Source organism: Streptomyces sp. NPDC111656 (assembly GCF_055656965.1).
Genome location: NZ_JBVKCA010000006.1, coordinates 197976 through 217601, shown reverse-complemented (window position 1 = coordinate 217601; position 19626 = coordinate 197976). Strand labels below are relative to the sequence as shown.

Genomic DNA, 19626 nt, shown 5'->3' with positions numbered 1-19626 from the left:
CGGGCGGAGGTAGGGTCGACGTGTTCAACACCCGTCAGAGCTGGCCCGATTCCCCAGTCTTCGGATCACTCGACGCAGGAAACGGCAGGAGAAATGACCGTGCAGCAGGAGGCCCCAGGCGACAGCGAGGCTCTCGAGGTCTGGATCGACCAGGATCTCTGTACCGGAGACGGTATCTGCGCCCAGTACGCGCCGGAGGTCTTCGAGCTGGACATCGACGGTCTGGCCTATGTGAAGAGCGCCGAGGACGAGCTCCTGCAGGCCCCGGGCGCCACAACGCCCGTACCGCTGACGCTTCTGCGGGATGTCGCCGACTCCGCGAAGGAGTGCCCCGGCGACTGCATCCACGTACGTCGAGTTTCGGACAGGGTCGAGGTCTACGGTCCCGACGCGGAGTGACCCGAAGGGCACCCCGCGTCACGACATGTCTCTTTTCTCACACACTTCTCATGCGTTCTGGGCCCCGGAGGGTGTCGAGCGGATGAACGTGCCGTTCTTCCACTGCCACTTGGCCTGCTCCTTCACGTCCGGGCAGCAACTCGGCACGTCGGCAGAGGAGTAGCCGAGCAGGGTCGCCGTGACGGCGCCGTCACGCACCGCGAAGTCGGTGACGTTGAGGCGGTCCTTCGGGTCGATCAGGGTGGCCACGACGCGGGGCTTCTTGACTCCCGACCCGCCCTGGGTGAGGACGTAGACGCCGTTGGGCGGGGTGCCGATGCCCGCGTCGCAGCGGACGACGGCCACCGTCTCCGGGCTGCCGTCGCCGTCGAGGTCTCCGGACGCCTTCTTCTGCACGAGGACCTTGACGGGCCCGCACTCGATCGGGAACGTGACGCCCGCGGGGTCCGGGGGCGCCGTCGCGGCCGGGGCGGACTTGGCCCCGGGACCGGGCTGGGCCGCCGTCGCGGAGCCGGGCTGGAGGACCGAGGAGAGGGCGACGACTCCGGCCAGGGCGGTGGCCGTGGCGAGCCAGTGGATGGGGCGGGTGTGGGTGTGTGCCAGTTCAGGGACGACGGATTGCTGCACTAGGAGCGTCTCCTGGGAGGGCCGTGACGGTGGGGGTGGGGTGGCCAGCATGGTGCCACACGTCACAGTGCGGTGGAACGGCGGGGTCCGGACTTCTGGCGGCGCGTCAACGCGGCACGTCAACGGAAAGGGCTTGCGGCGGAGTTGCCCACCTGTTCCGGGGCCCCCGTGCGGGAACGCACCGCGGCCGAGCTCCGGAGTGCTTCCGGGAACTCGGCCACAGGTGTGGTGCGTTGAGTGCGTCGACGGCGTGGGCGCCGATCGGGTCAGCGGCCTGAGCCGCCGTCGGCGTTCGGCCCGGTGTAGTCGTCGCCGTACGCGCCCTTGGCCGGGCGGCGGCGGCGCATGGGCGGCTCGACGCCGTCCGCGAGGCGGCGGGCGGTGAGCAGGAAGCCGGTGTGGCCGATCATCCGGTGGTCCGGACGGACCGCCAGGCCCTCGACGTGCCAGTTGCGGATCATCGACTCCCACGCGGTCGGCTCGTTGAAGGAACCGATCTCGCGGATGGACTCGACGGTCCGCGCGAGCTGGGTGGTGGTGGCGACGTAGCAGCACAGGATGCCGCCGGGGACCAGCGCCTTGGAGACGGCCTCCAGGCACTCCCAGGGGGCGAGCATGTCGAGGATGACGCGGTCGACATCGGTGTCGGACAGGTTGTCCTGGAGGTCGCCGACGGTGAGCTGCCAGGCGGGGTGCGGGCCGCCGAAGTACCGCTCCACGTTCTGCTGGGCGATCTCCGCGAAGTCCTCGCGGCGCTCGTAGGAGTGGAGCATGCCCTGGTCGCCGATGGCGCGCAGCAGGAAGCTGCTGAGCGAGCCGGAGCCCACGCCCGCTTCCACGACGCGCGCGCCGGGGAAGATGTCGGCGAAGGCCAGGATCTGCCCCGCGTCCTTGGGGTAGACCACGGCGGCGCCGCGGGGCATGGACAGGACGTAGTCGGGGAGCAGGGGGCGCAGCGCGAGATAGGCGACGTTCCCCGTGGTGCGGACAACGCTGCCCTCGGGAGCACCGATCAGCTCGTCGTGGGGGAAGGAACCCTTGTGGGTGTGGAAGTTCTTCCCGGCCTCGAGCGTGAACGTGTAGTGGCGGCCCTTGGGGTCGGTCAGCTGAACCTGGTCCCCGACCTTGAAGGGCCCGCGCCTGCGGGCGGCACCGGTCGGTTCGGACATGTGACCAGCCTACCGGTCCCTGCGCGGGGCGCCGACCACGTTCGGGCCGCGCTCAGGACGGGCGGGCCATCGCCTTGACGAAGGCTCGCTCGACGTCTGCCGCCGAGAGGACTCCGTAGATCTCGCCCGAATCCTCCACCACCAGGTACTCGGTCGCCGGGGTGGCGCGGAGGGTGTCCAGGAGGGCCTCACCGGCGAGCTCCGCGGAGACGCGCATGCCGTCGGTGAGGTCCTGGGCGAGGCCGCTGACTGCGACCCAGGGGCGGCGGTGCTCCGGTACGCCGACGATGGCGGCCTCGCGGACGAGGGCGAGCGGTTCGCCGTCGGCGTCGACGACGACCAGGGCGCGGGCGCCGGCTTCGTTGGCACGGCGCAGCGCCTCCGAGAGCGGGGTGCTGGTCTCGACCGGGACCGCGCGTCGGGTGAGTGAGCGGGCGCGCAGCTCGGGCAGGTGTTCGCGCAGACGGGCCATGCGGAGGCTGTTGCCGGCGCCGGTCCAGATGATCGCGGCGAGGATCGCGGCGAGCAGGGCGTCGGTGACCGTGTCCATGCCGCCGATGTTGTCCTGGCTGGCGCCGAGCGCTCCGGACTGGGTGAGCAGGGGCAGCCCGATCAGTACGGAGACGGCGAGGGCGCGGCCGACCCAGGCGGCGGCGATCGTGCCGCTCATCGGCCTGCCGGTGATCTTCCAGACGACGGCGCGGAGCATGCGGCCGCCGTCCAGGGGCAGGCCGGGGAGCAGGTTGAAGGCGGCCACGATCAGGTTGGAGATCATCAGGCCGGCCAGCAGCACGCCGGGGACCGTGCCGGGCTCGACGGCCAGCATGGCGAGGTAGAAGAGGCCCGAGAGGACGAGGGAGAGCAGTGGTCCGACGAAGGACAGCACGAACTCACGGCCCGGGGTCTCGGCCTCCTTCTCGATCTCCGAGACGCCGCCGAAGAACTGCAGCTGGATCCGGCGCACCGGCAGTTTGAAGCGCAGGGCGGCGACCGTGTGGGCCAGCTCGTGGACGAGCACGGAGGCGTAGAAGGCGACCGCGAAGAAGAGGGACACGAGGTAGCGCAGGGCGCCGAGTTCGGGCAGCACGCGGTCGAGCTGGCCGCCGAACACCCAGGTGATCAGCGCGGCCACGAGGAACCAGCTGGGCGCCACGTACACGGGCACGCCGAACGGCCGCCCCATCAGCAGGCCGCCACCGGGCTCCCGGCCGCGTCGCGGGGGCTGCGCCTTGCCGGTACCGGTGCCGGTTCCGGAGTGGGCGAGGGTCCGGGGGTGTTCGGGGTCGGGGTGCGGGTGGCCTCCGGCGGTGGAGCGGTGGGGCGCGTCCTGGGCGGACGGCTCAGTTCCGGGCTCGCCCGTGGACTTGCTGCCGGGCTCGTCCGAAGAACCGTGGAGTGCGTCGGCCTCGTCCTCGGCCCCGCTCGAAGGGTCGCTGTGCGTCGCGGTCCCGCGTGCGGGGTCGGTGGGGTCGTGGGGTCGGTCGGGGGACGGGGCGGCCTCGGAGGTGCCCGGGGCCGTGGGTGGTGTCGGCCCGGTGGGGTGCTCGGGGCGCTCCGGTCCGGGGCGCGTGGCATCCGCGGCCGGGGCCGAGGGGGCCCGCTGCTCCCCGTGGCGCTCGGTCGCTTCGTCGGTGCCGGACCGCGGCTGCCCGCTCCCGCCGCTCTCGTCCACGATGTCCCCTCGTTCGAAGCGTCTCCCGCTCCCGATCATGCGAAGCAGGAGGGTCTGGGTCGATGGTATGCGTCCGTCGCGACGCGTTCCGCCCCGGCACCCCCTCTGTTTTCCGCTCCGTCGCACAAGCGCGCACGAGCCCCGACCGTGCACTCACTGTCAGTGGCGGGCCGTAAGGTCTGTGGACATGGAAACCAGCACCGGGGGCGCTGTGCCGCCCGAGCCGAGCGAAGCCGTCACGGCCGAAGCCGCCGTGGCCGAAGCGACGGACGCGCCGGCGGTTCCCGCGGCCCGCCCGGCCCTGCCTCCGAGCTCACTGTCGCCCTCACGGGCGAGCGACTTCATGCAGTGCCCGTTGCTCTACCGGTTCCGGGTGATCGACAGACTCCCCGAGAAGCCGAGCGAGGCGGCCACCCGCGGCACGCTGGTCCACGCGGTGCTGGAGCGCCTTTTCGACGCCCCGGCGGCGGAGCGGACGGCTCCGCGCGCCAAGTCACTCATTCCGGGGCAGTGGGACCGGCTGCGCGAGACGCGGCCGGAGGTCGTGGAGCTGTTCGCCGACGATCCCGAGGGCGAGCGGTTGACGCGCTGGCTCGGCGAGGCCGAGCAGTTGGTGGAGCGCTGGTTCAGTCTTGAGGACCCGACGCGGCTGGAGCCCGCCGAGCGTGAGCTGTCCGTCGAGGCGCGACTCGACTCCGGGCTGAAGCTGCGCGGCATCATCGACCGCGTCGACGTGGCCCCGACGGGCGAGGTCCGGATCGTCGACTACAAGACGGGCAAGGCGCCGCGGCCGGAGTACGCCGAGGGTGCGCTGTTCCAGATGAAGTTCTACGCCCTGGTGGTGTGGCGGCTGAAGCAGGTGGTCCCGCGCCGGCTCCAGCTCGTCTACCTCGGCAGCGGCGACGTGGTGACGTACGACCCGATGATCGAGGACCTGGAGCGGGTCGAGCGCAAACTGCTCGCCTTGTGGGAGGCGATCCGGCAGGCTACCGAGACGGGCGACTGGCGACCGAGGCCCACCAAGCTCTGCGGCTGGTGCGACCACCAAGCGGTATGTCCGGAATTCGGTGGTACTCCCCCGCCCTACCCGCTGCCGGTCAGGGCGCCGGATTCCGCCGTCACCGAGCAGGGCAGAATGGGGCGGGACTAGGCCCTGTGGCTTGTCCGGCACGTTTTTCAGCTCCGGCCTGGTCCGCCGGACAGACCCAAGGAGACTTGCGTGGCCATCCGCGTCCTACTGGTCGACGACCAGCCGCTGCTGCGTACCGGCTTCCGGATGATTCTGGAGGCGGAGCAGGACATCGCGGTCGTCGGCGAGGCCGGTGACGGTCTGCAGGCACTGGATCAGGTACGTGCGCTGCAGCCCGATGTGGTTCTGATGGACATCCGTATGCCGAGGATGGACGGGGTGGAGGCGACCCGGCAGATCACCGGGCCGGGGCGGGACGGACCGGCCAAGGTGCTGGTCCTGACGACCTTCGACCTCGACGAGTACGTGGTGGAGGCGCTGCGCGCCGGGGCCAGCGGCTTCCTCCTCAAGGACGCGCCGGCCAATGAACTGGTGCAGGCGATCCGGGTGGTCGCCGCGGGCGAGGCGATGCTCGCGCCGAGCATCACCCGTCGGCTTCTCGACAAGTACGCGGGTCATCTGCCGTCCGGCGACGAGCCGGTGCCCGACACGCTGCACACCCTGACCGAGCGGGAGGTCGAGGTGCTGAAGCTGGTGGCGCGCGGCCTGTCGAACGCGGAGATCGCCGCCGACCTGTTCGTCAGCGAGACCACCGTCAAGACGCATGTGGGCCACGTGCTCACCAAGTTGGGGCTGCGCGACCGGGTGCAGGCCGCGGTGTACGCGTACGAGAGCGGGTTGGTGCGCCCGGGCGCACAGCAGTAACCCCCGAACGCCGTCCACTCCCCCAGGAGCTCGGCAGCGGGTCCCCGGAGCTCGACCGGGGGCCCAGGAACACGACCGAGGGCGCCCCCTTCCACGAAGAGGGCGCCCTCGGCGTCGGTACCGGCGGTGGTGGAGTCAGTCCTTGCTGATCTCCCAGAAGCGGAACACCGTCGAGGCGTCGAGGCAGTTCTCGAGGCCGTAGACGTTGTCCCGCACGATCGCGTACTGCTTGGCCTGCCAGATCGGGAGGACCGGGAGATCCTCGGCCACGATGTCCTGGATCTTGCCGTACTCGATGTCGGTCGAGGAGCGGTCGCTCTGGGCGGCCGTCTTCGGGATGAGCCGCCCGGTGATCGTGCTGTTCGTGTAGTGGTTGCTCAGCACGTTGCCCTTGCCGAAGAAGGGGGCCGTGAAGTTGTCGGGGTCCGGGTAGTCGGGCACCCAGCCCTTCACGTACACGCCGTACTTGCCCTTGGCGATGTCCTTCTCGTACTGGTCGTACGCGACGGACTTCACGGTCGCGTCGAACAGCCCGCTGGCGTTGAGCTGCTGGGCGATCGCCCTGAACTCCTGGTCGGTGGCGGGGCCGTAGCGCGAGGGGGTCGACCAGAGGGTGAGCCTGACCTTGCCTGTGATGCCCTCGGCCCGGAGCGCGGCGGCGGCCTTCGTCCTCGAGGGGCGGGCTCCGTAGCGGTCGAAGAAGGCCGTGTTGTGGCCGGTGACACCGGCCGGGACGATCGAGTACAGCGGCGTCGCGGTGTCCTCGTAGACCTTGTCGACCAGGGCCTCGCGGTCGAGCAGATAGGCGATGGCCTTGCGCACGCCGAGCTTGCCGGCGACCGGGTCGTCCATGTTGAAGACCATGTGCTGGACCTCGGCGCTGGTGCCCTCGACGACGTTGACGCCCCTGCCGGTGGAGGTGTCGTTGCTGATGTCCGCGATGTCGTCGGCGGCGAGACCTCGGTAGGCGATGTCGACCTGGTGGTTCAGCAGCGCCTTCTTCAGGGCGGTCTGGTCACCGTGGAAGAACTTCAGCGTGATGCCGGAGTTCTTCACCTTGGCGGTGCCCTTGTAGCTGTCGTTGACCGAGAAGACGGCCTGGTCCTTGCCGAAGGAGTCCAGCTTGTACGGGCCCGAGCCGACCGCCTGGTTGTCCCTGCGCAGCCCGTTGTCCGCGTACTGCTGGTGGTCCACGATCGAGCCGGCGCCGGAGGCGATCTTGCTGGGGAAGGTGGCGTCGGCGTACTTCAGCCGGAAGACGACGGTCTTCGCGTCCGGGGTCTGGACCGTGTCGAGCATGGGGAACATGACGGCCGGACCGGAGGCGTCGTCGATCTTCAGAATGCGGTCGAAGGAGAACTTGACGTCCTCGGAGGTGAGGGCGTCACCGTTGCTGAACTTCAGGCCGTCCTGGAGCGTGCACTTGTAGACCTTGGTCGTGGCGTCCGAGAACGCGCACTCCTTGGCCGCCTCGGGAACCGGCTCCGTACCGCCGTTGGGGAAGCTCAGCAACGACTGGAAGACGTTGTTGAACAACAGCCACGATCCCGGGTCGTAGCCGGAAGCCGGGTCGATGGCCAGGACGTCGTCGGACATCCCCATCACCAGGGAGGAGCCGGTGCTGCCGGTGTCGCCCGTCTGCGAGCCGCAGCCGACGAGCAGACCGGCGGCCAGCCCCGTCGCGACGGACAGGACTGGCCACTGGTTGCGCATGTTCACGAGGAGGTGCCTTGTCATTGTTTCTCTGGAACGCCGCATGGAGCGGGCGCCGGGTCGTGCGGTCGGGCGCCGGGCCCACGGGACCCGGCGCCCTGAGAAGGACCGGTCAGCCGCCCACGCCGCGGCCGAGCTCCCACAGCTGCAGCGTGGAGGAGGAGTTGAGCGCCCACTCGGTGCCCGTGATGTCGTCCCGCGCGGCGATGTACTGCTTGCCCTGCCACAGGGGCAGGAGCGGCACGTCGTCGGCCACCTTGTCCTGGATCTCGGTGAGGCTCCTCGACGCGGTGAGACGGTCGGCCTCGCGGCGGGACTCCGGGATCAGCGTGCCGCGGATCGTGGAGTTCACGTACGGGGAGCCGAGGGTGTTGTCCTTGTCGAGGAACGGCGCCAGGTAGTTGTCGGCGTCCGGGAAGTCGGGGAACCATCCCATGCCGTAGACCTGGTACTCGTTCTTCTTCTCGGCCGGGCGGAACGTCGTCCAGGGCTCGCCCTTGATCTCGACACTGAACAGGCCGCTGGAGTCGAGCTGCTGCTTCAGCACCTCGAACTCCTTCGCGGTGGCCGAGCCGTAGTGGTCGGTCGTGTAGTGCAGGGTGAGCTTCACCGGGGTGGTGATGCTCGCCTTGTTCAGCGTCGCGGTGGCCTTGGAGACGCTCGGGTCGCCGTACTTGTTGAAGAACGAGTTGGAGTGACCCGTGATGGTGGCCGGGACCATCGAGAACAGCGGCTCGGCCTGGGAGCCGTACACCTTGGAGACGAGCTCGCCGCGGTTGATCACCTCGGCCATGGCCTGGCGGACGGCCTTGCTCTTCACCGACGGGTCGTTGGTGTTGAAGCCGAGGTAGCGGATCTCGAGGCCGGGCATCTCGACCAGGTCGATCTTGCCGGTCGCACCGGCGGCGCCGAGCTTGTTGATCTGCTCCGGCGTCATCGCGCGGGTCATGAGGTCGATGTCGCCCTTGTTGAGCGCGTCGCCCATGGCGTCGGCGCTCTCGAAGGAGCGCATCTCGACCTTGTCGTTCTTCGGCTTCAACAGACCCTTGTAGTTCGGGTTCTTGCTGAAGGTGATCTTGACGGCCTCGTCGTTCTTGACGTCGGCCTGGAGGGTGTACGGGCCGGAGCCGTCGACGGTGAAGCCGTCGCGCAGCTTGCCCTTCTCGTAGTCCTTCGGGTTCACGATGCCGGCGACCGGGGTCGACAGCTTGAACGGGAAGGTGGCGTCCGCGGTCTTCAGGTGGAAGATCACCTGGCGGTCGCCCTGCGTCTCCACGGTGTCGACGGTGGACAGCAGCGCGAACACACCGCTGTCGGCCTTGAGCGACATCGCGCGGTCGATCGAGAACTTCACGTCCTTGGCGGTGATCGGGTCACCGCTCGCGAACTTCAGTCCGTCGCGCAGCGTGCAGGCGTAGCGCTCGTTGCCGGAGTCGGTGAATCCGCAGCTCTCGGCGGCCTCGGGCTGGGGGTCGCCGTCACCGCGGGGCTGGACCATCAGCGTCTGCACGGTCTGGCGCAGGATGTTCCAGGTGCCGACGTCGTACGCGTACGCCGGGTCGAGAGGAGCCGGGGCATCCTTCGATGCGGTGAACCGGTCCGTGGTGCCCACGACGATCGCGTCGCCGCCGCTTCCCCCGCTGTCGGAACCGCCACACGCGGCGAGCACCGGGGCGAGCAAGCCGACAACGGCCGGCAGCACCAAAGTCTTGCGGTTCATGCTCGAGTTTCTCCAGAGCTGTCGTGTCCGTGTACCCGCCATGCAGGGGTGGTGCGGGCGAGTCACCGGGGTTATGGCGAGGTTCTCGCGACGACATTAGTCCGCACCACCAGGACGGCCCGCAGAGACCGGAGTTGAGTTCCCATCACGCTGCGAAACCGGGCGCGGACGCACCGATAACCCGACAGCGGAAGGATTCGTGCAGCGTTCTACCAATCGGGACACAAGGGCACGTCGACCACCCCCGAAAGGGGGGTTACTGCACATGGCAGGCCGAATGTCGACCCCTCGCCAGGTGACGAACCTCACACCGCCAACTCGGTGGGAGAGTACCGGAATTCGGCCATCCGGCCCCGGAATCAATTTCCCGCGCCAGGCCCGGGGCCCTTACCTGCGGATACGCAGGGGTTATCGGCACATTCGGTTATGCACGCTGGGTGAACGCCTAGCGCATTTCCGTCATCAGACCGCGGAGAAAGGGCAGGTCGACCTCTTCCAGGGAGGTCACGACCGTGCGCCGGACGGCGGGGGCGATCGGTGCGACGGAGGGGACGGCGACTACCTGGCAGCCCGCGGCCTCCGCGGCGGCGACACCCGTGGCGGTGTCCTCGATGACGGCGCACCGGGCCGGTTCGGCGCCGAGTCCGGACGCCGCCAGCAGATACGGGTCGGGGAAGGGCTTGGTCCGCTCCACCTCGTCGCCCGCGACGGTCAGCGCGAAGTACTGGGGGCCCAGGGAGGCCAGAACACGGTCGATGATGCGCCGGTGCGAGGCGGAGACCAGGGCGGTGGGGATCTCGTGCGCGGCGAGCTCCGCGAGGAGTCTGGCCGCCCCCGGCATCAGCGGCAGCGCCCGGTCGATACGGTCCTCGAAACCGTCGTTGAGCAGCACCGTGAGCTCGCCGAGCGTGATGTCGGCCCCGGTGGCCTCGATCAGGAAGCCCGCGCTGCGGGTCATGGGTCCGCCGACCACCACATGGCGCCAGGAGTCGTCGAGGGTGTGCCCGAGCGTCCGGAAGATCTCGACCTCGACATCCCACCAGAACCCCTCGGTGTCCACCAGGGTGCCGTCCATGTCCAGGAGCACGGCCTGCAGCGCTGAGCCTTCGGCCGTACGGGTACCGAGCGCGGGAACCGTAGTGGTCATCCTGGCGCACCTCCTTGAGGGACGAGAAGGCCGGTTCCCTCAGGGGGAACCGGCCTGCTGTGGACCGTCCAGTGTACGACGGCGTCAGGTGAAACGCCTGTTGGTTATGAGGGGGCCCTCTGACGCGCCTCGCGCCGAGTCACCTCGCGTTGAAGTACTTCGCCTCCGGGTGGTGGATCACGATCGCGTCCGTGGACTGCTCGGGGTGCAGCTGGAACTCCTCCGAGAGGTGGACGCCGATGCGCTCGGGTTCCAGGAGTCGGGCGATCTTGGCGCGGTCCTCCAGGTCGGGGCAGGCGCCGTAGCCGAGGGAGAAACGGGCACCGCGGTACTTGAGGTCGAACATGTCCTCGATGGCCGAGGGGTCCTCACCGGCGAAGCCGAGCTCGGAGCGGACGCGGGCGTGCCAGTACTCGGCGAGGGCCTCGGCCAGCTGCACGGACAGGCCGTGCAGTTCGAGGTAGTCGCGGTAGGAGTTCGCCTCGAAGAGCTTGGCTGTCTCCTCGCCGATGCGGGAGCCGACCGTGACGACCTGGAGGCCGACGACGTCCCGCTCACCGGACTCCTCGGGCCGGAAGAAGTCGGCCAGGCACAACCGCCGTCCGCGGCGCTGGCGCGGGAAGGTGAAGCGGGTGCGCTCGTTGCCCTGTTCGTCCAGGATGATCAGGTCGTCGTCCTTGGACACACAGGGGAAGTAGCCGTAGACGACGGCCGCTTCGAGCAGGTTGTCGGTCTGGAGCTTGTCCAGCAGTCCGCGCAGCCGGGGCCGGCCCTCGGTCTCGACGAGTTCCTCGTACGTCGGTCCGTCGCCCGCACGGGCCTGCTTCAGACCCCACTGGCCCTTGAAGAGCGCGCCCTCGTCCAGCCAGGAGGCGTACTCCTTGAGCTGGATGCCCTTGATGACACGGGTGCCCCAGAAGGGCGGGGTGGGCACCGGGTTGTCGACGGCGACGTCCGAGCGGACGTGGCCCTCCTCCGGGCGCTCCTCGACGACCGTCGGAGCGGTGGCCCGCACCCGGCGCTGCTTGAGCTCCGGCAGCACGGCGCCCGGCACGCCCCGCTTGACCCCGATGAGCGCGTCCATCAGGCGCAGGCCCTCGAACGCGTCCCGGGCGTAGCGGACTTCGCCCTCGTAGATCTCGTACAGGTCCTGCTCGACGTACGCCCGCGTCAGGGCGGCGCCGCCGAGGATGACCGGGTAGTCGGCGGACAGACCGCGCTGGTTGAGCTCCTCCAGGTTCTCCTTCATGATCACCGTGGACTTGACCAGCAGGCCCGACATGCCGATGACGTCGGCCCGGTGTTCCTCGGCCGCGTCCAGGATCGCGGAGACCGGCTGCTTGATGCCGAGGTTGACGACGTTGTAGCCGTTGTTGGACAGGATGATGTCGACGAGGTTCTTGCCGATGTCGTGCACGTCGCCGCGCACGGTCGCCAGCACGATGGTGCCCTTGCCCTCGGCGTCCGACTTCTCCATGTGCGGTTCGAGGTAGGCGACCGCGGACTTCATGACCTCGGCGGACTGGAGCACGAACGGCAACTGCATCTGGCCGGAACCGAACAGCTCGCCGACCACCTTCATGCCGTCGAGCAGCGTCTCGTTGACGATGTCGAGGGCGGGGCGGGTCTGGAGGGCCTCGGCGAGGTCGGCCTCGAGGCCGTTCTTCTCGCCGTCGATGATGCGCCGCTTGAGTCGCTCGTCCAGGGGCAGCGCGGCCAGCTCCTCGGCCTTGCCCGCCTTCAGCGACTTGGTGGTGGCGCCCTCGAACAGCGCCATCAGCTTCTGGAGGGGGTCGTAGCCCTCGGCGCGGCGATCGTGGATCAGGTCCAGGGCTGTCTGGACCTCTTCCTCGGTGAAGCGGGCGATCGGCAGGATCTTCGACGCGTGCACGATCGCCGAGTCCAGGCCCGCCTTGACGCACTCGTCGAGGAAGACCGAGTTGAGCAGGATACGGGCGGCCGGGTTGAGACCGAAGGAGATGTTCGACAGGCCCAGCGTGGTCTGCACGTCGGGGCGGCGGCGCTTGAGCTCGCGGATCGCCTCGATGGTGGCGATGCCGTCCTTTCGGGACTCCTCCTGGCCGGTGCAGATGGTGAAGGTCAGGGCGTCGATGAGGATGTCCGACTCGTGGATGCCCCAGTTCGTCGTCAGGTCCTCGATGAGCCGTTCGGCGATGGCGGTCTTGGTCTCGACGGTACGGGCCTGGCCCTCCTCGTCGATGGTCAGCGCGATCAGCGCGGCGCCGTGCTCCTGCGCCAGCCGGGTGACCTTGGCGAAGCGGGACTCGGGGCCGTCGCCGTCCTCGTAGTTGACGGAGTTGATGACGGCACGGCCGCCGAGCTTCTCCAGGCCGGCGCGCAGGACGTCGACCTCGGTGGAGTCCAGGACGATGGGCAGCGTGGAGGCGGTGGCGAAGCGTCCGGCGAGCTCCCGCATGTCCGCGACGCCGTCCCGGCCGACGTAGTCGACGCACAGGTCGAGCATGTGGGCGCCCTCGCGGATCTGGTCGCGGGCCATCTCCACACAGTCGTCCCAGCGGGCCTCCAGCATGGCCTCGCGGAACTTCTTCGAGCCGTTGGCGTTGGTGCGCTCGCCGATCGCCATGTACGCGGTGTCCTGGCGGAACGGGACGGTCTGGTAGAGGGAGGCGGCGCCCGGCTCCGGCTGGGGGCGCCGCTGCGCCGGTGCCATCCCGCGCACGCGCTCGACGACCTGGCGCAGGTGCTCGGGGGTGCTGCCGCAGCAGCCGCCGACCAGGGACAGGCCGTACTGCTGGACGAAGGTCTCCTGCGCGTCCGCCATCTCGGGCGGGGTCAGCGGGAAGTAGGCCCCGTCCTTGGTGAGGATGGGCAGCCCGGCGTTCGGCATGCACAGCAGCGGGATGCGGGAGTGGCGGGCGAGGTAGCGCAGGTGCTCGCTCATCTCGGCGGGGCCGGTGGAGCAGTTCAGGCCGATCATGTCGATGCCCAGCGGCTCCAGCGCCGTCAGCGCGGCGCCGATCTCCGAGCCCAGCAGCATCGTGCCGGTCGTCTCGAAGGCGAGGGAGACGAGCAGCGGCAGGTCGGCCCCGAGCGCGTCCAGGGCCCGGCGGGCGCCGAGGATGGACGACTTGGTCTGGAGGAGGTCCTGGGTGGTCTCGACGATCAGGGCGTCCGCGCCGCCGGTGATCAGGCCCTCGGCGTTCGCCTGGAAGCCGTCGCGCAGCGCGTGGAAGCCGATGTGGCCGAGGGTCGGCAGCTTCGTACCGGGGCCGATGGAGCCCAGCACCCACCGCCGACGGCCGTCGCGGCCGGCGAACTCGTCGGCCACCTCGCGGGCGATGCGGGCGCCCGCCTCGGACAGCTCGTGCACACGGTCGGAGATCTCGTACTCGGCCATGGCCGAGTGGTTGGCGCCGAAGGTGTTCGTCTCCACGCAGTCCACGCCCACCTCGAAGTAGGCCTCGTGGACGGAACGGACGATGTCGGGGCGCGTGATGTTCAGAATCTCGTTGCAGCCCTCGAGGTTCTCGAAGTCCTCCAGCGTCGGATCCTGCGCCTGCAGCATCGTGCCCATCGCGCCGTCGGCCACCACGACACGCTCGGCGAGCGCCTCGCGGAGGGCTGCGATGCGGGTCCGGTTCTCGGCGAGCTCGGACGAAAGGGACGGGTTCGGCAACGAAGCCATGAAGGTGCTCCCTGAAGTGCGACGGCTGTCGGCTTTGCGCTTCCCATGGAAGGCGCACGCCGTCAGGGTAGCCCGAGCACCGGCACAGGGTCAGGGGCCGTCCACGGGCCGGACGGGCGTGGCGGGTGCGGCCGGGGTGTTAAGACAGACCGAACATGTTGCGACGACCCATTAGCGGGAGCTCGGCAACGAACGGTAGTGTTCGACATTGCCGAACGGTGGTAGCGGAGGCGCCGCTGTCGGTCGAAGGGGACGGAGGCAGCACGGCGATGGCACGGAACATCCAGTCGCTCGAACGGGCGGCGGCGATGCTGCGGCTCCTCGCGGGCGGCGAGCGGCAGCTCGGCCTGTCCGACATCGCCTCCTCGCTGGGCCTGGCCAAGGGCACGGCCCACGGCATACTGCGCACCCTCCAGCAGGAGGGCTTCGTCGAACAGGACAGCGTCTCGGGGCGCTACCAGCTGGGCGCCGAGCTGCTGCGGCTCGGCACCACCTATCTCGACGTGCACGAGCTGCGCGCGCGGGCGCTGGTGTGGACCGACGACCTGGCCCGCTCCAGCGGCGAGAGCGTCTACCTGGGCGTGCTGCACCAACATGGCGTACTGATCGTGCACCATGTGTTCCGGCCCGACGACAGCCGTCAGGTGCTGGAGGTCGGGGCCATGCAGCCGCTGCACTCCACGGCCCTGGGCAAGGTCCTGTCGGCCTACGACCCGGTGGCGCACAGCGAGGTCCTGGAGGCCGAGCGGAAGACGTTCACACCTCGCACCACGGTCGAACCGGAGCAGTTCGAGGGGGTCCTCGACCTGACCCGCGCGCGCGGGTACGCCGACGACGTCGAGGAGACATGGACGGGCGTCGCCTCGGTCGCGGCCCCCATCCACAACCGGCGGCGCATGCCGGTGGGCGCGGTGGGCATCACGGGAGCCGTGGAGCGGATCTGCCGGGACGGCGAGGTGCGCCCCGAGCTGATCGCGGCGGTGCGGGACTGCGCCCGCGCGGTCTCGCGGGACCTGGGAGCCGGGCGGTTCTGACGCCCCGAACGACGAGCTGAACCCCGTACGACAACAGGCCGGTACGTGTCCTACGTACCGGCCCCTTTTGGCATGTACGCGGGAGCCGGCCAGGCCTCTCAAGATCGATAACTCACGGCGATCAATAACGATCGTGTTTTCGATAACGGAACTCTTGACGAGCTGGTAACCCCAGGGCAAGACTCCCGTCCATCGGTCGGCATTGTCGAACACCTACCGGCAATACGCGTTAGAGTGTGACAGTGCCATGGGCCGGCATCGCCCTCACCCCCGAGGGCGCGAACCACCGGAGGGACCCGGGGTTCGCCTTCCCCTGGACGAAGGACAAAGGAGTCGCGGGTGTCCAGCTCCGACATCTTCATCGGCGAGACCATAGGTACCGCCATACTCATCCTGCTCGGCGGTGGCGTCTGTGCCGCCGTCACGCTGAAGGCCTCCAAGGCCAGAAACGCCGGCTGGCTCGCCATCGCCTTCGGGTGGGGCTTCGCGGTCCTCACGGCGGTCTACACCTCCGCGCCGCTGTCCGGCGCACACCTGAACCCGGCCGTGACGCTGGCGCTGACCATCAAGGACGGCGGCTGGAACAACCTGCCGGTGTACTGGGGCGGCCAGCTGCTCGGCGCGATGATCGGCGCCACGCTGGTCTGGGTCGTGTACTACGGACAGTTCCACGCGCACCTGACCGACCCCGACATCGTGGGGGCTGCGGACGCGCAGGCCTCTGGTTCCAAGGCCGTCGAGGCGGAGGAGAAGGGCGCGGGTCCCGTACTCGGTATCTTCTCCACCGGCCCGGAGATCCGCAACGCGGTGCAGAACCTCGCCACGGAGATCATCGCGACCGTCGTGCTGGTGCTCGCGGTCCTCACGCAGGGTCTCAACGACAAGGGCAACGGCCTCGGCCCGCTGGGCGCCCTGATCACCGCGCTGGTGGTCGTCTCCATCGGCCTCTCCCTCGGTGGACCCACCGGCTACGCGATCAACCCGGCCCGTGACCTCGGCCCGCGCATCGTGCACGCGCTGCTCCCCCTGCCGAACAAGGGCGGCTCCGACTGGAGCTACGCCTGGGTTCCGGTCGTCGGTCCGCTGATCGGCGGCGCGATCGCTGCAGGCCTTTACAACGTCGCCTTTGCTTAGAGACCCGAGGCCTTCGGGCCTCGGGCCCTCCTTGAACCGCAAGGTTTTCCGAGCCGTAAGCAATACGCCGTCAGGCCGTGAGCAGTACGCCGTGAGCCAGCCCCTTTCATACGGAACCTTCAGGAGCACACCGTGACCGACGCACACACCGCCGGCCCCTTCATCGCCGCGATCGACCAGGGCACCACGTCCAGCCGCTGCATCGTCTTCGACCGCGACGGACGCATCGTCTCCGTCGACCAGAAGGAGCACGAGCAGATCTTCCCGAAGCCGGGCTGGGTCGAGCACAACGCCGCCGAGATCTGGACCAACGTCCAGGAAGTCGTGGCCGGGGCCATCGAGAAGGCGGGCATCACCCGCGACGACATCAAGGCCATCGGCATCACCAACCAGCGCGAGACCACCGTGCTGTGGGACAAGAACACCGGTGAGCCCGTCCACAACGCCATCGTCTGGCAGGACACCCGCACCGACGCGCTCTGCAAGGAGCTCGGCCGCAATGTCGGCCAGGACCGCTTCCGCCGCGAGACCGGTCTGCCGCTCGCGTCCTACTTCGCCGGTCCCAAGGCCCGCTGGCTGCTCGACAACGTCGAGGGCCTGCGCGAGCGCGCCGAGGCCGGGGACATCCTCTTCGGCACCATGGACACCTGGGTCATCTGGAACCTGACGGGCGGTGCGAACGGCGGCCACCACGTCACCGACGTCACCAACGCCTCCCGCACCATGCTGATGAACCTGCACACCCTGGCCTGGGACGACAAGATCGCCGAGTCCATCGGCGTGCCGCTGGCCATGCTCCCGGAGATCCGCTCCTCCGCCGAGGTGTACGGCGAGGTGACCGGCGGTCGGCTCGGCGAGCTGCTCGGCGGCATCCCGGTCGCCTCCGCGCTCGGCGACCAGCAGGCGGCTCTGTTCGGCCAGACCTGCTTCTCCGAGGGCGAGGCCAAGTCCACGTACGGCACCGGCACGTTCATGCTGATGAACACCGGTGACAAGATCATCAACTCGTACTCGGGCCTGCTCACCACGGTCGGCTACCGCATCGGCGACCAGGCTCCGGTCTACGCCCTCGAGGGCTCGATCGCCGTCACCGGTTCGCTGGTGCAGTGGATGCGCGACCAGATGGGCCTGATCAAGTCCGCCGCCGAGATCGAGACCCTCGCGTCCTCGGTCGAGGACAACGGCGGTGCCTACTTCGTGCCGGCCTTCTCCGGTCTGTTCGCCCCGTACTGGCGCTCCGACGCCCGCGGCGTGATCGCCGGTCTGACCCGGTACGTCACCAAGGCGCACATCGCGCGCGCCGTCCTGGAGGCCACCGCCTGGCAGACCCGTGAGATCACCGACGCCATGACGAAGGACTCCGGCGTCGAGCTCACGGCCCTCAAGGTCGACGGCGGCATGACCTCCAACAACCTGCTGATGCAGACCCTGGCCGACGTCCTGGACGCCCCCGTGGTGCGCCCGATGGTCGCCGAGACCACCTGCCTCGGCGCTGCCTACGCCGCCGGTCTCGCCGTCGGCTTCTGGACCAACACCGAGGACCTGCGCGCCAACTGGCGCCGGGCCGCGGAATGGACCCCCAACATGGACGCGGAGATCCGTGACCGTGAGTACAAGAGCTGGCTCAAGGCCGTGGAGCGGACCATGGGCTGGATCGAAGACGAGAACTGACAAGGAGTAACACCCCGCAATGACCAGTCAGTCCACCCTGCAGTCCGTGCCTGCCCTCGGTACGCACCCGGCCTCCGGCTCCAACCCGAGCCGCGCCGAGACCCGGGAGCAGCTCTCCAAGGCGACGTACGACCTTCTCGTGATCGGCGGCGGCATCCTGGGCATCTCCACGGCCTGGCACGCCGCGCAGTCCGGTCTGCGGGTGGCTCTGGTCGACGCCGGCGACTTCGCCGGCGCCACCTCCTCCGCCTCCTCCAAGCTGCTCCACGGCGGTCTGCGCTACCTGCAGACCGGCGCGGTGAAGCTGGTGGCGGAGAACCACTTCGAGCGCCGTGCGGTCTCCCGTCAGGTGGCCCCCCACCTCGCGAACCCGCTCACGTTCTACCTCCCCGTGTACAAGGGCGGGCCGCACGGCGCGGCGAAGCTCGGGGCGGGCGTCTTCGCCTACTCCGCGCTGTCGGCGTTCGGTGACGGCGTCGGCCACCTGCTCTCGCCGGCCAAGGCGCAGCAGGACGTGCCGGAGCTGCGCACCGAGAACCTCAAGGCCGTGGCCGTCTACGGCGACGACCAGATGAACGACGCGCGCATGGCGCTGATGACGGTCCGCGCGGCCGTCGAGGCGGGCGCGGTCGTGCTCAACCACGCGCAGGTGACCGGCCTGCGGTTCACCAAGGGCCGGGTCACGGGCGCGGACCTCAAGGACGGTACGAACGGCGCGGAGTTCGGCGTCAACGCGCACCTCGTCCTCAACGCCACCGGACCCTGGGTCGACCACCTGCGCAAGATGGAGGACCCGAACGCGGCGCCGTCCATCCGCCTGTCCAAGGGCGCGCACCTGGTCCTCAAGCGCACCTCCCCCTGGAAGGCCGCGCTCGCCACCCCGATCGACAAGTACCGCATCACCTTCGCCCTCCCCTGGGAGGACATGCTGCTGCTCGGTACGACCGACGAGGAGTACGAGGGCGACCCGGCGGACGTCGCGGTCAACGAGAAGGACATAGCCCAGATCCTGGACGAGGCCGCGTTCTCCATCCGCGACCAGCAGCTCTCCCGTGATCTGATCACGTACTCCTTCGCCGGTCTGCGGGTGCTGCCCGGTGGCCCCGGCGACACCTCGAAGGCCAAGCGCGAGACGGTCGTCACGGAGGGCCGTGGCGGGATGCTGTCCGTCGCGGGCGGCAAGTGGACCACCTTCCGGCACATCGGCCGTACGGTCATGAAGAAGCTGGAGTCGCTGCCGGGGCGCCCGCTGGGCGAGGACTTCGAGCCGATCTCCGAGCTGCCGAAGAAGATGCCGCTGCCGGGTGTCGCCAACCCGCGCGCGGTCGCCCACCGGCTGCTCGTCGACGGCCCGGCGCCCGGCCCCCGTATGGGCGCCGACACCGCCAAGCACCTGGCGACGCACTACGGTTCGCTGGCCTTCGACATCGCGCGCCTGGCCAACGAGAACCCGGAGCTCGGCGAGCGCGTCCACCCGGACGCCCCGGAGATCTGGGCGCAGGTCGTGTGGGCCCGCGACCACGAGTGGGCGGAGACGACGGACGACGTGCTGCGCCGCCGTACGACGCTGACGATCCGCGGGCTCGCCACGGACGAGGTCCGCGGCAAGGTGCAGGACCTGCTCGACAAGAAGTGACCAAGAAGTGATCAGATCCTGAGCGGAGGATCCGATCGACTTGAGGGGCGGCTCCCACGGGGGGAGCCGCCCCTCTGCGTGCGCCACCGGGCCACGGACGCCCCCACCGACCGACGGCTCGCAGACCGTCGGCCGACGGCCCG

14 protein-coding genes are annotated in these 19626 nt (G+C 69.4%); 7 read left to right on the top strand and 7 right to left on the bottom strand.

What is annotated here, in order from left to right; translation table 11 throughout:
- Window positions 1-93 precede the first annotated feature (93 nt).
- Window positions 94-399, top strand: a complete 306-nt coding sequence (locus ACZ7M3_RS19920; protein WP_054231162.1) for a ferredoxin — start codon at window positions 94-96, stop codon at window positions 397-399.
- Between the two features lie 48 nt (window positions 400-447).
- On the opposite strand, the gene ACZ7M3_RS19915 is transcribed toward ACZ7M3_RS19920, so the two are convergent.
- The 3 genes from ACZ7M3_RS19915 to ACZ7M3_RS19905 form a co-directional block, all read right to left on the bottom strand.
- Window positions 448-1026 (bottom strand): hypothetical protein, encoded by a 579-nt coding sequence (locus ACZ7M3_RS19915; RefSeq protein WP_472064830.1) that lies wholly within the window; start codon window positions 1024-1026, stop codon window positions 448-450.
- 266 nt (window positions 1027-1292) lie between these two features.
- A complete protein-coding gene (locus ACZ7M3_RS19910) occupies window positions 1293-2195 on the bottom strand; it encodes a tRNA (adenine-N1)-methyltransferase (protein WP_095855576.1) in 903 nt (300 codons plus the stop codon).
- Window positions 2196-2247: 52 nt separating this feature from the next.
- A complete protein-coding gene (locus ACZ7M3_RS19905; protein WP_472064828.1) occupies window positions 2248-3867 on the bottom strand; it encodes a site-2 protease family protein in 1620 nt (539 codons plus the stop codon).
- Between the two features lie 187 nt (window positions 3868-4054).
- On the opposite strand from ACZ7M3_RS19905, the gene ACZ7M3_RS19900 reads away from it, so the two are divergent.
- Together ACZ7M3_RS19900 and ACZ7M3_RS19895 are read left to right on the top strand one after the other, a co-directional pair.
- Complete coding sequence (locus ACZ7M3_RS19900) at window positions 4055-5017, top strand: RecB family exonuclease (RefSeq protein ID WP_472064826.1); 963 nt, start codon at window positions 4055-4057, stop codon at window positions 5015-5017.
- Window positions 5018-5086: 69 nt separating this feature from the next.
- Entirely contained in the window at window positions 5087-5761 is a 675-nt protein-coding gene (locus ACZ7M3_RS19895; RefSeq protein WP_075027695.1) for a response regulator, read from the top strand.
- A 135-nt stretch (window positions 5762-5896) separates the two neighbouring features.
- Here ACZ7M3_RS19895 and ACZ7M3_RS19890 read toward each other — a convergent pair whose 3' ends face one another.
- The 4 genes from ACZ7M3_RS19890 to metH form a co-directional block, all read right to left on the bottom strand.
- Window positions 5897-7480, bottom strand: a complete 1584-nt coding sequence (locus ACZ7M3_RS19890) for an ABC transporter substrate-binding protein (RefSeq protein WP_472065231.1) — start codon at window positions 7478-7480, stop codon at window positions 5897-5899.
- Window positions 7481-7586: 106 nt separating this feature from the next.
- Entirely contained in the window at window positions 7587-9194 is a 1608-nt protein-coding gene (locus ACZ7M3_RS19885; RefSeq protein ID WP_472064824.1) for an ABC transporter substrate-binding protein, read from the bottom strand.
- Between the two features lie 445 nt (window positions 9195-9639).
- Window positions 9640-10341: an HAD family hydrolase gene (locus ACZ7M3_RS19880; protein WP_472064822.1), complete on the bottom strand. Its 702-nt coding sequence runs from the start codon at window positions 10339-10341 to the stop codon at window positions 9640-9642.
- A gap of 139 nt (window positions 10342-10480) precedes the next feature.
- Window positions 10481-14008 (bottom strand): methionine synthase, encoded by a 3528-nt coding sequence (gene metH / locus ACZ7M3_RS19875; protein ID WP_472064820.1) that lies wholly within the window; start codon window positions 14006-14008, stop codon window positions 10481-10483.
- Window positions 14009-14277: 269 nt separating this feature from the next.
- On the opposite strand from metH, the gene ACZ7M3_RS19870 reads away from it, so the two are divergent.
- From ACZ7M3_RS19870 to ACZ7M3_RS19855, 4 genes are all read left to right on the top strand, one after another.
- Entirely contained in the window at window positions 14278-15042 is a 765-nt protein-coding gene (locus tag ACZ7M3_RS19870; protein ID WP_472064819.1) for an IclR family transcriptional regulator, read from the top strand.
- 339 nt (window positions 15043-15381) lie between these two features.
- Window positions 15382-16176 carry an MIP/aquaporin family protein gene (locus ACZ7M3_RS19865; protein WP_355308387.1) on the top strand — a complete coding sequence of 265 codons (795 nt, stop codon included), beginning with the start codon at window positions 15382-15384 and terminating at the stop codon, window positions 16174-16176.
- Window positions 16177-16308: 132 nt separating this feature from the next.
- Complete coding sequence (gene glpK / locus ACZ7M3_RS19860) at window positions 16309-17847, top strand: glycerol kinase GlpK (protein ID WP_095855569.1); 1539 nt, start codon at window positions 16309-16311, stop codon at window positions 17845-17847.
- Window positions 17848-17866: 19 nt separating this feature from the next.
- On the top strand, window positions 17867-19483 hold the full coding sequence (locus ACZ7M3_RS19855) for a glycerol-3-phosphate dehydrogenase/oxidase (protein ID WP_355431160.1): 1617 nt from the start codon (window positions 17867-17869) through the stop codon (window positions 19481-19483).
- Window positions 19484-19626: the final 143 nt, after the last annotated feature.

What these genes read in the sequence shown, in the direction of transcription:
- metH (WP_472064820.1), bottom strand. Translation starts at nt 14,008, where the DNA reads ATGGCTTCGTTGCCGAACCCGTCCCTTTCGTCCGAGCTCGCCGAGAAC.
- ACZ7M3_RS19880 (WP_472064822.1), bottom strand. Translation starts at nt 10,341, where the DNA reads ATGACCACTACGGTTCCCGCGCTCGGTACCCGTACGGCCGAAGGCTCA.
- ACZ7M3_RS19870 (WP_472064819.1), top strand. Translation starts at nt 14,278, where the DNA reads ATGGCACGGAACATCCAGTCGCTCGAACGGGCGGCGGCGATGCTGCGG.
- ACZ7M3_RS19855 (WP_355431160.1), top strand. Translation starts at nt 17,867, where the DNA reads ATGACCAGTCAGTCCACCCTGCAGTCCGTGCCTGCCCTCGGTACGCAC.
- ACZ7M3_RS19885 (WP_472064824.1), bottom strand. Translation starts at nt 9,194, where the DNA reads ATGAACCGCAAGACTTTGGTGCTGCCGGCCGTTGTCGGCTTGCTCGCC.
- ACZ7M3_RS19900 (WP_472064826.1), top strand. Translation starts at nt 4,055, where the DNA reads ATGGAAACCAGCACCGGGGGCGCTGTGCCGCCCGAGCCGAGCGAAGCC.
- ACZ7M3_RS19910 (WP_095855576.1), bottom strand. Translation starts at nt 2,195, where the DNA reads ATGTCCGAACCGACCGGTGCCGCCCGCAGGCGCGGGCCCTTCAAGGTC.
- ACZ7M3_RS19920 (WP_054231162.1), top strand. Translation starts at nt 94, where the DNA reads ATGACCGTGCAGCAGGAGGCCCCAGGCGACAGCGAGGCTCTCGAGGTC.